A 13314-nucleotide genomic window follows, 5' to 3' on the forward strand; every position below is an offset into this window, starting at 1 on the left:
ATGCTCTCCGACCACGCCGCGTCCACGCCGGACGCCTCTGTCCCCACGACCCGGCTGCGCCGCGCGATCTCCGGGCCGCTCCTGTTCGCATTCATCCTCGGTGACGTACTCGGCGCGGGCATCTATGCGCTGATGGGTGTGCTCTCGGTCGAAGCCGGCGGCATGCTCTGGGCGCCGCTGCTCGTCGCGCTTCTGCTCGCGCTGCTGACCGCGGGTTCGTATGCGGAGCTCGTCACGAAGTATCCGCGCGCCGGGGGAGCGGCGGTGTTCGCGGAGCGGGCTTTCCGAAGCCCCCTGATCTCGTTCCTCGTCGGATTCAGCATGCTGGCGGCCGGGGTCGTCAGCGCCGCGGGGCTGGCGATCGCGTTCGCGGGAGACTATCTCGGCACATTCCTGGACGTACCCGTCGTGCCCGCGGCGATGGTCTTCCTGCTGCTGGTCGCCGCATTGAACGCAAGAGGCATCCGCGAGTCGATGCGGACGAACCTCGTGATGACGGCTATCGAGCTGTCGGGGCTGGTGATCGTGGTCGTCGTCGTGGCGGTCTTCGTCGGAGGCGGCGGAGGCGACCTGTCGCGCACCGCGCAGCTGCCGGACGGGGTCGGTCTCGCACCGGCGGTGCTCGGCGGTGCGATCATCGCCTACTACTCGTTCGTGGGGTTCGAGACGTCTGCGAACGTCATCGAGGAAGTCGGGAATCCACGGCGCGACTACCCGCGAGCTCTGTTCGGGGCCTTGATCGCCGCGGGGGTCATGTACGTGCTGGTCGGGCTCGCCAGCGCGGCCGCGCTTCCGCCCGCCGAGCTACAGCAGTCCAGCGGTCCGCTTCTCGCCGTTGTGGAGGCGACGGGGCTGCAGGTGCCCTCGTGGCTGTTCAGCCTGATCGCGCTCATCGCCGTGGCGAACGGCGCCCTGCTGACGATGATCATGGCGAGCAGGCTCGCCTACGGAATGGCCGAGCAAGGGCTGCTCCCGAGTGTGCTGTCGCGCGTCCTGCCGGGAAGGCGCACGCCGTGGGTCGCCATCGTGACGACGACTGCTGTGGCCACGCTGCTCACGCTGATCGGAGATCTGGCCACTCTCGCCGAGACCGTCGTACTGCTTCTGCTGATCGTCTTCATCAGCGCCAACGTCTCGGTGCTCGTGCTGAGGCGGGACCGGGTGGAGCACGATCATTTCCGGGTATGGACGATCGTCCCGGTGCTCGGCGTCGCGTCATGCCTCGTGCTGCTCACCCAGCAGCGCCCGATCGTCTGGCTGTTCGCGGGAATCCTGCTCGCGGTCGGCGCTGGCCTGCACGTGATCAGCGTCGTGGCACGACGCCGGCGCCCTCGCGCAGCTCGAACACCAGCTGAGTCTCCGTCGCCCTCACGACCTGGTGGACCGTGATGTGCTCGAGCACGATATCGCGCAGCGCGACCGCATCGGCCACGGCGACATGCACGAGAAAGTCGTCGCCTCCGGCGATGTGGAACACCTGCAGCACTCCGTCCGTGGCCACCAGCGCGTCGAAGAGAGCATCAACCCCTTCCTTGCTGTGATTGGCCAATCGCACTCGGATCATCGCCTGCACCGGTGCGCCGACGGCCGCCGGGTCGATCACGAGTCGCACTCCGGAGATGACGCCGCGCGCCCGCAGCGACCGCAGGCGGAAGGCACACGTCGACGCCGGTATGCCCAGAGCCGCGGCGACCTGCTTCACCGGTGCGTCCGGCTGACCGGCGAGTTCGGCCAGGATGCCCAGGTCGAGTTCGTCGACGACACCGTGCGTGTTCCGCTCTGACGGCAACGTGGCCTCCGATGATCCGTAGGAAGTTGTTCAGTGAACAAGATAGGACACCGTTCAGGCGGTTCGCGACAATCGGGCTGGATTTGAATCGTCGCACGGGCGCATTCTGAGGTCATGCTCGATTCTCCACTGCACCCGGACACGGTCGCTGTTCACGCCGGCCGATCGGACTTCGCGGCGCTCGGAGTGCATGCCGCTCCCATCGACCTGTCCTCGACGAATCCGCTGCCCGACATCGTTCACGGCGGCGACTCCTATGAGTCGATGGCCACCGGCGGGCAGCCTCTGCCCGACGGCGGCAGCGTATATGCGCGACTGTGGAACCCGACGGTGGCACGCTTCGAGGAGGCACTGGCCGAGCTCGAGCACGCCGAGACCGCGGTGGCGTTCGGGTCGGGGATGGCCGCGATGACCGCGGCGATCCTCTCGCACACGACCGCGATCGGCCGTCACCATATCGTGGCGGTGCGTCCGCTGTACGGCGGCACCGATCACCTGCTCGACTCCGGCCTGCTCGGAGCCGAGGTCACCTTCTGCAATGAGGACGCGGTCGGTGATAGCATCCGCCCCGACACCGGCCTGATCGTGCTCGAGACGCCGGCCAATCCGACGCTCGATCTGGTCGACATCGCATCGGTCGTCGAGCAGGCCGGGACAGTGCCTGTGCTGGTCGACAACACCTTCGCCACCCCGCTGCTGCAGAACCCGCTCGACCTCGGCGCAGCGATGTCGTTGCACAGCGCGACCAAGTACATCGGCGGCCACGGCGACGTGATCGCCGGCGTGATCGCATGCTCCGAGCCCCGCGCGCAGGCCCTGCGGCGAGTGCGTGCGATCACCGGCGCACTCCTGCATCCGCTCGGGGCCTATCTGCTGCATCGCGGGCTCGCCACTCTGCCGGTGCGCATGCGCACCCAGCAGGCCGGTGCCCGGGCGCTCGTCGCGCGTCTGCAGGATCACTCTGCCGTGACCGAGGTGTTCTATCCCGAGCTCGCGGACGAGCGCCGGCTCATCGGACGGCAGATGCGCGGCGGAGGCGCCATGATCGCCATCCGCCTGGCGGGCGGGTATGCCGCTGCCGAGGCGCTCACGGGCTCCGTGCGCCTGTTCACGCACGCTGTGTCGCTGGGCGGGGTGGATTCGCTCATCCAGCATCCGGCGGCGCTCACGCACCGGCCTGTCGCACCGCAGGCCCGCCCCGGCGCCGACGTCGTGCGGCTGTCGGTCGGCCTCGAGAACGCCGACGACCTCATCGCCGACCTCGAGCAGGCACTGGCCAAGGCGGTGGTCGCGACAGAGGCGGTGCACTGAGGCGACGGATGCTCAGCGCCCGCCGCTGTCATGCCACGATGGAGGAATGACCTCTGCGAACGCCTCCGCGAACCTGACCAGAGAAGAGACGGCCGAGCGAGCGGCGCACATCACGGTGAGCAGCGTGCGAGTCGAACTCGATCTCACCGGCGCACCGGAGCAGGCCCGCACCGGGTTCCCCAGCGTCACCACCCTCACGTTCGACGCCGACACCGACGCCACCTGGCTCGACTTCATCGGCGAGAGCGTCACCAGGGTGGTGGTCAACGATGAGGAGCGCGATGTGCGCTACGACGGTGCGCGGATCCTGCTGGACGGGCTCGGATCGCACAACGTGGTGCGCGTGGAGGCCGTCGCCGCCTACAGCCGCTCCGGCGAGGGGATGCATCGGTTCCACGATCCGGTCGACGGAGAGACCTACCTGTACACGCAGTACGAGCCGGCCGACGCCCGTCGCGTCATGGCGTGCTTCGAGCAGCCCGACATGAAGGCCAAGTACACCTTCGACGTCACTGCCCCCGCCGGATGGCACGTGCTGTCGAATCAGTCACCTGAGCGCGTGCACGAGGGTATCGGCGTGCAGCGCGTGGAGTTCGCCGAGACGCAGCCGATCTCGAGCTACATCACGGCGGTCGCGGCGGGCCCCTACGCCCGCATCGACGGCGAGTGGAGCAGGGGGGACCAGCGCATCGACCTGGGCGTGCTGTGCCGTGCATCGCTGGCCGAGCATCTCGAGGCGGACGAGATCATCGAGGTCACCCGGCAGGGCCTGGACTTCTTCACCGACGCGTTCGCGTACCCGTACCCGTGGGGCAAGTACGACCAGATCTTCCTGCCCGAGTACAACCTCGGCGCGATGGAGAACCCGGGGCTGGTGACCTTCACCGAGTCGTACATCCATCGCGGAGCCGCCACCGACGCGCAGCGAGGCGGACGAGCGAACACCATCCTGCACGAGATGGCGCACATGTGGTTCGGCGACCTGGTGACCATGCAGTGGTGGGACGATCTGTGGCTCAAGGAGTCGTTCGCCGACTACATGGGAACGCACGCCTCCGCCGCAGCCACCCGGTTCACGGACGCGTGGGCGCGGTTCGCGAACAGCCGCAAGACCTGGGCGTACCGCCAGGACCAGCTGCCGACCACGCATCCGATCGTCGCCGACATCCCGGATCTCGAAGCGGCGAAGCTCAACTTCGACGGCATCACGTACGCCAAGGGAGCGGCCGTGCTCAAGCAGCTCGTCGCCTACGTCGGTGAGGAAGCGTTCTTCGAGGGCGCCCGTCGCTACTTCCGGGGGCACGCCTTCGGCAACACGACGCTGGACGACCTGCTCGACAAGCTCGAAGAGGTGTCGGGGGAGGATCTGCGTGCCTGGTCGCGGGCATGGCTCGAGACCAGCGGCGTGGCCGCGCTGTGGCTCGAGACGGATGCCGAGGGCCGGCGTGTGCTCGTCCAGGACGGCGGCGAGGCGGGGCCGCGTCCGCATCGCCTTCGCATCGGGCTGTACGACCTCGAAGGCGAGCGGCTGACGCTGCGGGAGCGCATCGGGATCCGCGTCGATCAGGACCGCACCGAGGTGGAGATCCCGGATGCGGCACTCGTGCTGCTGAACGATGACGACCTCACCTACGCGAAGGCACGGCTCGACGAGAGCTCACTGGACGCGGTCGCGCGTTCGCTGAGCACGCTCGAGGATGACCTCGTCCGCGGCCTGGTGTGGTCGTCGCTGTGGAACGCGACGCGCGACGGTGAGCTGGCGGTCGCCCGCTACCTGGAGATCGTGGGTCGCCACGCGCCCGCCGAGCCCAACGTCGCCCTGCTCACCGCTGTGCTGCAGAACGCCGCGTTCGCGGTGCAGCACTACGCCGGAGAGGACTCACGCGCCGAACAGCGACGGCAGTGGCTCGAGACCACCTGGACCTCGTTGCAGGATGCAGACGCCGGCAGCGACACCCAGCTCGCATGGGCGCGCGCCTTCGCCGCGGCGGCGAGCTACGATCGCTCCCGTGCACAGCAGGTGCGCGTCATTCTCGACGGCGACGCGCCGAAGGGCCTGCCGATCGACGCGGACGTGCGCTGGCTGATGATGACCGCCCTCGCCACCACGGGCGACGCCGACGCCGAGATGATCGCGGAGGAGCTGGCGAAGGACGCCACGGCCGCGGGGCGCACGGCTGAGATCCGCGCACTGGCTTCCCGACCCGACGCGGATGTGCGTGCCGCGGCATGGGATGCGGCGTGGAACGACCTCAGTCTCAGCAACGATCATCTCGATGCCACCATCGGCGGGTTCCGCGCGGGTGGACGACGCGACCTGACCGACGCGTTCGACGACGAGTACTTCGCGCGGATCCGCGATGCGTGGTCGGAGCGCAGCATCGAGCTCGCCCAGCGCCTCGTCGTCGGCCTCTTCCCGGCATCGGACAGCACCGATTCCGTCGACGCCTGGCTCGACGCGAACAGCGATGCGCCCGGTGCCCTGCTGCGCCTGGTGATCGAGCAGCGCGACGACCTCCGCCGCGAGTTGACTGTGCGTGCCGCGCAGCCGTCATCCGTCCGCTAGCTGAGCGGCGGTCTCCAGTCCCAGGCGACGAAGAGCCGGTCGGTCGTCGCTGGCGCCGATGAGGATGACGGCGAGTGCGGCGGCCCACGCCCGCGCCCGCGTCCAGTCGCCGTCGTCGTACCGGTCGCCGGCCGCGCGGCGGAACCGCTCTCGACCCTCCGGCTCGAACAGCATCCATCCGGTGGCCAGGTCGTAGGCGGGATCGCCGGCAGTGACATCGCCGAAGTCGATGATCGCCGTGAGGTCGGTGCCGTCGACGAGCATGTTGCCGGGATGCAGGTCGCCGTGGATCCAGACGGGTTCGGCGTTCAGCGGCGCTCGAAGGCCTGCTTCCCAGGCCTCGGTGAGAACGGGATGCTCGGGGTGCCGCCGAAGACGCTCGCGGATTCCTTCGTCGCGCCGGCCGAGCGCGACTCCGCGAACGGGGTTCGAGGGCGCGTCCGATGGTGCAGGCCGATGGAGGGCATGAAGAGCCCTGGCGAGCTTCTCCGCCCATCCGGCGTTCTCCGCTCGAGTTCGGGCGAGCGCCGGAGTGCCGGGAAGCCACGGGACGATGGACCACGGCCAGGGGAACGTCGCACCGGCGCGACCGTGGACCAGCGGCACCGGCGTGCGGATCCCGGCGTCGGCGAGCGCCGGCGCGAGCAGCGGCAGCGCGAACTGCTCGTGGTGGATCAGGTGCGCTGCGGCTGCCCTGCGCGGCATCCGGACCGCGAGATCGTCTCCGAGGCGCCAGGTGACGTTGTCCCATTCCTCCGCGATCGGCGTGAGGCTGAGGTCGGCCAGGTGCGGCGCCTGGGCGCGCAGCAGCGCTCTGACCTCGTGCTCGTGCAGGCGGAGCTCGGCTGGTGGGGAGTCGGCCACGTCAGAGATCGAGCGAGTCGCCCGGGTCGAGGGCGAAGAAGCGCCCGCCGTGTTGCTCCGTGGCCCACTGCAGTCTCGCTCTGTGCATGCTGCGGCCGACGTCGGAGAGCGTCATGTCATGAGTGCCGAACGAGCGACGAGGCGACACGGCCAGCACGAAGTCCATCGCCTCGCCGATCTTGAGCCAGGGTGCGCCCAGGGGCGCGGCGAGGGTGTCGACGTCGACGCCCTCCGGAACCGCGTAGGAATCGCCTGGATAGTAGAGCAGGTCGTTCACGAGCACGCCGACGTTGCGGATGCGGGGGAGCGAGGAGTGGATCACGGCGTGGTCACCCCCGAAGAAGCGCAGCGTGAACGGACCCGCGGTGACGGTGTCGCCGGGTTCGACGACGGTCACCGGGACGTCTTCGGCGGCCTGTGCGACTCCGGCCGTCGAGTACACCGGTGCGTCAGGCGCGGCCGCCAGGGCGGCGGCGAGATGCTCGGTCGTCCAGTGATCGGGATGCTCGTGGGTGATCACGACGGCGGCGAGGTCGCTGAGGTCCGTGAGCGGAGTGGTGAACGAGCCTGGGTCGATGAGGAGCGTCTGCTGGTCGTGTTCGATGCGGAGAGCGGCGTGCTCGTGCTTGGTGACGCGCATGCCTCGAGTCAACTCCACCCTCGGCCCCTCGGCAAGCGGCTGATGCGACACGCCCGTGATGCCGGTGCTGGGTCGTGGGATTTGGTGACAGCGGATGCGTCGTGGCAGACTTCTACGGTTGCCTGAACGGCCGGAAGGCCGGACGGCCCCATCGTATAGCGGCCTAGTACGCCGCCCTCTCACGGCGGTAACGCGGGTTCGAATCCCGCTGGGGTCACAGCGACTCGAAGGCCCTCCGAGGGATCGGAGGGCCTTCGCCTTTGCCTGGTGAGCTCTATTCAGGGGAATCAATCACTCGAGCGGCGTGTTGTGCACGCTGTGACTGACATCGAATTCGGACTCGACACGTTCGGCGGAGTGACCAACGACGCGCAGGGGCGGCCGCTCCCACATCCCGAAGTGATCCGCGACATCGTCGACGACGCCGTCCTCGCAGACGGCCTCGGGCTGGACTTCTTCGGCGTCGGGGAGCACCACCGCTCCGACTTCGCGGTCTCGAGCCCCGAGATGGTACTCGCTGCGATCGCCTCGCGTACCGAGCGCATCCGCCTCGGCTCAGCGGTCACCGTGCTGAGCTCGGACGACCCCGTGCGGGTGTTCGAACGGTTCTCCACGCTCGACGCCGTCTCCAACGGCCGGGCCGAGATCGTCGCAGGGCGAGGGTCGTTCATCGAGTCGTTCCCGCTGTTCGGCTTCGACCTGCGCCAGTATGAGGAGCTGTTCGAGGAGCGCCTCGACCTGCTGTCGCAGCTGCTCAAGGAGCAACCGGTGACATGGCAGGGGAACACGCGCTCCGCGCTGACCGAGCAACGCGTGTTCCCGACCACAGCCGGCGGTCTGCCCACTTGGGTCGGTGTCGGCGGTAGCCCCGATTCGGTGGTGCGGACGGCGCGCTACGGCTTCGGCCTCTTCCTCGCCATCATCGGCGGGCCGGCAGCGCGCTTCTCGCCCTACCTCGACCTCTTCGGGCGCGCCCAGGATCAGTTCGGAGTCGAGCACCAGCCCGTCGCCGTGCATTCATCGGGGCTGGTCGCCGAGACCGACGAGAAGGCGCGCGAGCTGACTCACGACGGATGGCTCGCCATGCGGACCAGGATGGGGCAGGAGCGCGGCTGGGCTCCGCCGTCGGTCGGCGACTTCGAGCGCGAGATCGAGGGCGGCGCGCTGTACATCGGATCGCCGGAGACCGTCGCACGGAAGATCGCCGCGACGCTCCGGACTCTGCCGGTGAACCGCTTCGACCTCAAGTACGACCAGAGCATGGTGCGCCATGACGTTCTCTCGCGGTCGATCGAGCTGTATGGCTCGCAGGTGGTGCCGATGGTCAAGGACATGCTCGCCTGAGCCTCACGGCTCGATTTGGTCGCCCTGTCGGCGCCATGGCATACTTGAACGGTTGCAATGACGGCCCCATCGTATAGCGGCCTAGTACGCCGCCCTCTCACGGCGGTAACGCGGGTTCGAATCCCGCTGGGGTCACAGTGACAAGAAGGCCCTCCGAGCGATCGGAGGGCCTTCTTCACGTACCGGGGGACTCAGTCGGCGCGTCGCCACTCGTCGTCGGGGATGTGCGTCCCGGCGAGGGGGCCCATCTGCAGCATCCCGCCGTCGACCGTCCAATCGGCGCCGGTCACGTAGCTCGATGCAGGCGAGGCGAGGAAGGCGATCACCGCGGCAACCTCCTCCGCCTTGCCGGGACGACCGAGGGGGATGCCGGGACGATGTGTTCGGTCGGCGTCCTCCGAGGTGCGTCCGCTGGCCGCCGTCGCGATCTCACCCGGCGCCACCGCGTTGGCGGTGATGCCGTGCTCCGCCAGCTCGATCGCCAAGGTCTTGACCAGCCCCGACAGGGCGTGCTTGGCGGCGATGTACGGGCCGAGGCCGACGCGCGGCTGATGGGCATGAACGCTGGTGACCGCGATGAGCCGCCCGCCGCGTCCGGCTTCGACCATCTGGCGGGCCGCCGCCTGCATGCCGAGGAACGCGCCGTCGACGTTCAGGGCCAGGGTCTCCCGCCACTGCTCCGCACTCGTCGCCATCAGCAGACGTCGCTCACTCGCTCCGGCGTTGTTCACGAACACGTCCACACCGCCCAGGGCGTCCGCGAGATCGTCGATCACCTGAGGCACCTCGTCGAACGCCGTCGCGTCGAAGTGCGCGACCATCGCCTTCCGGCCACGGGCGCGCACGGCGACGGCGGTGCGCTGCGCGCCTTCCTCATCGCTGTGCCAGGTGACGCCGACATCCATGCCGGCTTCGGCGAGGGCGATGGCCGTGGCAGCGCCGATGCCGGAATCGGATGCGGTCACGATCGCGCGAGTGGGGGAGTAGTCGCTCTCTGTCATGCCGGAACGCTATCGACATCTCAGGAGTGCGAGCCAGGGGTTGACCCCGGCGATGATCCGGCTAAGCTCCGACGTCCTCCAGCGCCTGGGTGGGCGCTTCACGCCGAAGTGCGATCTCGCGCAGCCGCGGGTTGCGCAGAGGGACGATCATCAGCATCGCCAGCGCGCCGCCGTAGAGCGCGAACGGAGCCCACGACGGGAGCACCGCGGCCAGGGCGCCGAAAAGGGCCATCGCCAGCGGCATGAGGCAGTCATCGCCCAGCCGGGTGATCGAGGACATCCTGCCCAGGTAGTCGGGCGCCACAGTAGCGGCGAAGGTGGCGCCGAGGAGCACCGAGGCGAAACCCGCGGTGAGGCCGATGACCACGCACCCGGCGCCGACCAGCACGGGGTGTGCACCACCCAGGGCGACGATGCCGACGCCTTGCACAAGCAGCGCCCAGAACGCGCCGGTCGCCTCATGGCGGGGCCGCCATCGCACGACGGTCAGTGCGCCGACCATCGCGCCACCGCCCACCAGTGCCTCGAATAGACCGACAGCGCCGGCGCCCCAGCCGTGTTCGCTGGCCTGCAGGGCGAGGCCGATCGCAAGGGCAGGCCCGACAGCGAGGTTCAAGCCCGAGACGGCGATCACAAGCGTGCGGGTGGCGGAGTTCTGACCGAGGTGGCGGAAGCCCGAGGCGACGCCGCGCAGGACTGATTCACCGGACGCCGCGCGCGGCAGAGCGAATCGCGGGCGCAGCCAGATCGCGATGAAGGCGATCACGACGACGAATGTGATGGCGTCGGCGGTCGCGCTGCCGGACATCCCCGTCCATGCGACGAGGAACCCGCCTATCGCCGCACCCGCCATCGTTCCGAGCCTGCTGAGGGTCTGGCTCAGCGCGGAGTAGGCGGGCAGGTCCGCCGGCGCCACCAGCTGCCGCGGGATCGTGCCCGCTGCGGGCTCGTAGAACGCATCGCAGATTCCGAACGCGACGGTCGCCGCCAGCAGGATCGCGACCGTCGGCTCGTTCGTGAGGATCCACACCGCCGTCGCCGCCAGCACGATGACCCGGATACCGTTGAACAGCAGCATCATGCGGCGCGCGTCCACACGGTCAGCGATGGCGCCCCCCAGCAGCAGGATGACGGCACGCGGAACAGTCCCCGCCGCGACCACGAGTCCGGCGACCGCGGGCGAGGCTATCTGAACGGCGGTCCACGCGACGGCGATCGTCCACACCGCATCGCCGGCATCCGACAGCGCCTTCATCATCAGCCACGCATGCACCATCGCATCGCGTCGGAAGGGCGGTGGTGTGCGCAGCATCCGCGCCTCTGCGGTCACCTCACACCTCCGTCGGAAAGCCGTGCGCGAAGAAGTAGACGGGAGTGCGCTGCCGGCCGTCCTCCACGTCGATCCCTGCACGCCAGTCGTCGAGCAGTGCCGTGAGGCGGTTCATCAGCTCGGTCAGCTCGTCCTGCGTCGCCCAGGCCAGCGTGTCGGTGGCGAACCCCTGCCGATCGCTGGCGGGAGAGATCCTGTGCCACCGTTGCAGCCGTTCCAGCTGATGACGCAGATTCGCGCGCTCCGCCTCCCGCGCGAGGAGCGCGTCGGAGGGGGAGTCGAAGTCGGATGCCGACCAGCTGAAAGACCGGCGCGCAAGTCGCCACCAGCTCGCCCGCCTGTCGTCGTCAGGTGCATCGACCTGCTCGACGACGCCCGCCCTCTGGAGCATCCGGAGGTGATGGCTGATGCTGCCGACCTGGGCGTCGAGTGCGCGCGCGAGCACGCCCACCTGCGATGCACCGTGGAGCAGCAGCCGGTCGACGATGCGCCGCCGCAGCGGATGCGAGATGGCGGTGATGACGGAGATCTTTTCCACGCCGGAAACGCTAAAGGAGTAGGAAGATTCCCACAAGACTTCTTGTATACCCCGGAAAATCAGGGTTTCAGTGCGATTCCGCGCCCTTCGGAGCACGGGAGGCGCGTCGGCGGCGCCGGACGAGCCAGACGATGAGAACGACGACGCTCGCGATCGCCAGCCAGGGAAGGAGGAATCCGACCGCGATGACCAGGCCGTTCAGCGCGGAGACCAGCCCGTTCCATCCCGCCAGCAGGCCGTCGGCGAACCCGGCGGGATCGGCCTCGGCCGCCTCGGTACGTTCGGTGAGCTGTACCGTCACGGTCGACAGCGAAACCTGCTCGTCGAGTCTCTTCAGCTCCTGCTCGTACGACTCCAGCTGCGCCTGCCGCTCGCTCAGCGCCGTCTCCGCGGCGATGAGATCCGCGACAGACCCCGACTTCGCCATCAGCTCTGTGAGTCGTGCCACGGATGCGCGCGACGCGTCGACCCGGGCGCGCAGGTCGACGGCTGTCGAGGTGACGTCCTGACGCGAGATCGAAGAGCGGATGACCTCGCCGTCGTCGCCGAGCGCGGCGATCACCTCGTCGAGGTCGTCCGCGGCGATGCGGATGCTGATCCAAGCGGTGCCGGGCTGCCGAGGAGGCGCCGGCACGGACGCGTCCTCCGCGCCGCGAGACGCGCCGATGTCCGCCGATTCCACGAAGCCGCCGTGCTCCGCCGCCAGAGCGGCGATCCCGTCGGCGGCGCGCTGCACGTCGGTGACGCGCAGCTCCACCTGCGCCGTCGTGATGATCTCACGCGTTCCCGGCTCAGCGACCGAGCCCTCGCTCGAGTCGGTGGCGACGTCCGCATCCGCGCCCATCAAACCGTCAGCGCCACTCACGCCGCCGCCCGCCATGTCGCCCGTCTCCGGGGCGACCTCGCTCGTCGCCGCCGTGCCGGAAGCACCCCGCACGCCCTGCACGGCGTCGAGCACGGAAGGCGTGATCAGGGCACCAGCGGCGAACGCCGCGGCCACGCCGAGAGCGGTCGCCCACACGCGTCCTCGTCGGCGCGGCGGCGCCGATCGTCGCGGTTCCTCGGCGATCGCCGCCAGGACGTCCCGCTCGATCGCGGTGAGCCGCTCGTCGCTCAGCGGCGGCAGCTCGATCCCCTTCGTGTCGCTCATGCGTCCTTCACCTCCGTCACGGCGCCGCGCAAGCGCGTGCGCACCCTGGAGAGACGGTTGCGAACCACGGCGTGGCTGACTCCCAGCCGCTCAGCGGCGGACTGATACGCATAGCCGTCGACTGCGCAGAGCCGGAAGATCTGCTGGTCCAGTTCGTCGAGCAGCTGCACCTCGACCGCGATACGCTCGGCCAGAGCCGCGGAGATCACCTGATCCTCGACGCTCACGATCGCCGGCAGCGTCTCCTCCGCGGCCTCCGTCGTGTTGGCGCGGTCCCGACGCAGCACGCGAAGCCGATTCGCCGCCTGGAGACGGCAGATCGTCGCCAGCCACGGCAGCAGCGAAGGGCTCGCGAGGCGCAGGCCCGGCAGCTTTCGCCAGGCGACCACGAATGTCTCCTGCATGATGTCCTCCGCATCGGTCGAGGACGACAGGATGCCGTGGGCGATCCAGTACACCGGGCGCGCGTAAGCGCGATAGATCGACCGGAAGGCGTCTTGGTCTCCGGCTGCGGCCCGTGCGGCCAGTTCCTGGTCGTCGCTCTGCGTCGGCATCCTGTTCCGTTCGCGTCTCTCACACAGGGAGTGTCGGAGGATGCCTCATCGTCTCAGATGTGGACAGGAGCCGACAGTCGCATCCGGTAGCATTACTGACGCGAGAGGGAGTATCCCGATTCCGCGCGCATCGTCATCACGAGCACCGCCATCGCTGCTCCGGGCGCGCGACGCACTCAGTGCGGGGGAGAGACTTTCGGTTCCCGCCGACCCTTTCGAAAGGCGAC

Annotated in this window: 12 protein-coding genes and 2 tRNA genes; 6 read left to right on the plus strand and 8 right to left on the minus strand. The window is 69.1% G+C overall.

The annotated features are described in order from the left end of the window. Nucleotides 1–1389 carry an APC family permease gene (locus tag RIN43_RS13180; RefSeq protein ID WP_309129384.1) on the plus strand — a complete coding sequence of 463 codons (1389 nt, stop codon included), beginning with the start codon at nucleotides 1–3 and terminating at the stop codon, nucleotides 1387–1389. Here RIN43_RS13180 and RIN43_RS13185 read toward each other — a convergent pair. Continuing rightward, nucleotides 1304–1789 carry an Lrp/AsnC family transcriptional regulator gene (locus RIN43_RS13185; protein WP_309129385.1) on the minus strand — a complete coding sequence of 162 codons (486 nt, stop codon included), beginning with the start codon at nucleotides 1787–1789 and terminating at the stop codon, nucleotides 1304–1306. The two genes, RIN43_RS13180 and RIN43_RS13185, sit on opposite strands and share 86 nt — an antisense overlap. Nucleotides 1790–1903: 114 nt before the next feature. Here RIN43_RS13185 and RIN43_RS13190 point away from each other — a divergent pair, with 114 nt between their 5' ends. Both RIN43_RS13190 and pepN read left to right on the plus strand, forming a co-directional pair. Then, nucleotides 1904–3100: a PLP-dependent aspartate aminotransferase family protein gene (locus RIN43_RS13190; protein ID WP_309129386.1), complete on the plus strand. Its 1197-nt coding sequence runs from the start codon at nucleotides 1904–1906 to the stop codon at nucleotides 3098–3100. A 46-nt stretch (nucleotides 3101–3146) separates the two neighbouring features. Further along, nucleotides 3147–5666, plus strand: coding sequence for an aminopeptidase N (pepN, locus tag RIN43_RS13195; protein WP_309129387.1), 2520 nt, complete (start codon nucleotides 3147–3149; stop codon nucleotides 5664–5666). Here pepN and RIN43_RS13200 read toward each other — a convergent pair. Both RIN43_RS13200 and RIN43_RS13205 read right to left on the minus strand, forming a co-directional pair. Then, nucleotides 5652–6530 carry a phosphotransferase gene (locus RIN43_RS13200; protein ID WP_309129388.1) on the minus strand — a complete coding sequence of 293 codons (879 nt, stop codon included), beginning with the start codon at nucleotides 6528–6530 and terminating at the stop codon, nucleotides 5652–5654. The genes pepN and RIN43_RS13200 overlap by 15 nt on opposite strands. Before the next feature lies 1 nt (nucleotide 6531). Further along, the gene (locus tag RIN43_RS13205) at nucleotides 6532–7170 is read right to left on the minus strand and encodes an MBL fold metallo-hydrolase (protein WP_309129389.1); all 639 of its coding nucleotides are present in this window, start codon (nucleotides 7168–7170) and stop codon (nucleotides 6532–6534) included. Nucleotides 7171–7314: 144 nt separating this feature from the next. Here RIN43_RS13205 and RIN43_RS13210 point away from each other — a divergent pair. The 3 genes from RIN43_RS13210 (at nucleotide 7315) to RIN43_RS13220 (ending at nucleotide 8649) form a co-directional block, all read left to right on the plus strand. Further along, a tRNA-Glu gene (locus tag RIN43_RS13210) sits at nucleotides 7315–7387 on the plus strand. A gap of 101 nt (nucleotides 7388–7488) precedes the next feature. After that, a complete protein-coding gene (locus RIN43_RS13215) occupies nucleotides 7489–8514 on the plus strand; it encodes an LLM class flavin-dependent oxidoreductase (RefSeq protein WP_309129390.1) in 1026 nt (341 codons plus the stop codon). Between the two features lie 62 nt (nucleotides 8515–8576). Then, nucleotides 8577–8649: transfer RNA gene (locus tag RIN43_RS13220), tRNA-Glu, on the plus strand. Nucleotides 8650–8705: 56 nt separating this feature from the next. On the opposite strand, the gene RIN43_RS13225 is transcribed toward RIN43_RS13220, so the two are convergent. The 5 genes from RIN43_RS13225 to RIN43_RS13245 form a co-directional block, all read right to left on the minus strand. After that, nucleotides 8706–9515, minus strand: coding sequence for an SDR family oxidoreductase (locus RIN43_RS13225; protein ID WP_309129391.1), 810 nt, complete (start codon nucleotides 9513–9515; stop codon nucleotides 8706–8708). A gap of 61 nt (nucleotides 9516–9576) precedes the next feature. Then, nucleotides 9577–10845 carry an MFS transporter gene (locus tag RIN43_RS13230; protein ID WP_309129392.1) on the minus strand — a complete coding sequence of 423 codons (1269 nt, stop codon included), beginning with the start codon at nucleotides 10843–10845 and terminating at the stop codon, nucleotides 9577–9579. A gap of 1 nt (nucleotide 10846) precedes the next feature. Continuing rightward, nucleotides 10847–11383 (minus strand): helix-turn-helix domain-containing protein, encoded by a 537-nt coding sequence (locus RIN43_RS13235; protein WP_309129393.1) that lies wholly within the window; start codon nucleotides 11381–11383, stop codon nucleotides 10847–10849. A gap of 67 nt (nucleotides 11384–11450) precedes the next feature. Further along, nucleotides 11451–12533 (minus strand): DUF4349 domain-containing protein, encoded by a 1083-nt coding sequence (locus RIN43_RS13240; RefSeq protein WP_309129394.1) that lies wholly within the window; start codon nucleotides 12531–12533, stop codon nucleotides 11451–11453. Next, nucleotides 12530–13087, minus strand: coding sequence for a sigma-70 family RNA polymerase sigma factor (locus tag RIN43_RS13245; RefSeq protein WP_309129395.1), 558 nt, complete (start codon nucleotides 13085–13087; stop codon nucleotides 12530–12532). Before RIN43_RS13245 ends, RIN43_RS13240 begins: the two co-directional genes overlap by 4 nt. Between the last annotated feature and the right edge of the window lie 227 nt (nucleotides 13088–13314).

Origin of the sequence: Microbacterium sp. (assembly GCF_031178445.1) — a bacterium.
Taxonomy (GTDB): domain Bacteria; phylum Actinomycetota; class Actinomycetes; order Actinomycetales; family Microbacteriaceae; genus Microbacterium.

Bases quoted from the DNA above. Each gene is read 5' to 3' on its own strand.
- RIN43_RS13205 (WP_309129389.1), bottom strand. From the start codon at position 7,170: ATGCGCGTCACCAAGCACGAGCACGCCGCTCTCCGCATCGAACACGAC.
- RIN43_RS13180 (WP_309129384.1), top strand. From the start codon at position 1: ATGCTCTCCGACCACGCCGCGTCCACGCCGGACGCCTCTGTCCCCACG.
- RIN43_RS13190 (WP_309129386.1), top strand. From the start codon at position 1,904: ATGCTCGATTCTCCACTGCACCCGGACACGGTCGCTGTTCACGCCGGC.
- RIN43_RS13245 (WP_309129395.1), bottom strand. From the start codon at position 13,087: ATGCCGACGCAGAGCGACGACCAGGAACTGGCCGCACGGGCCGCAGCC.
- pepN (WP_309129387.1), top strand. From the start codon at position 3,147: ATGACCTCTGCGAACGCCTCCGCGAACCTGACCAGAGAAGAGACGGCC.
- RIN43_RS13225 (WP_309129391.1), bottom strand. From the start codon at position 9,515: ATGACAGAGAGCGACTACTCCCCCACTCGCGCGATCGTGACCGCATCC.
- RIN43_RS13240 (WP_309129394.1), bottom strand. From the start codon at position 12,533: ATGAGCGACACGAAGGGGATCGAGCTGCCGCCGCTGAGCGACGAGCGG.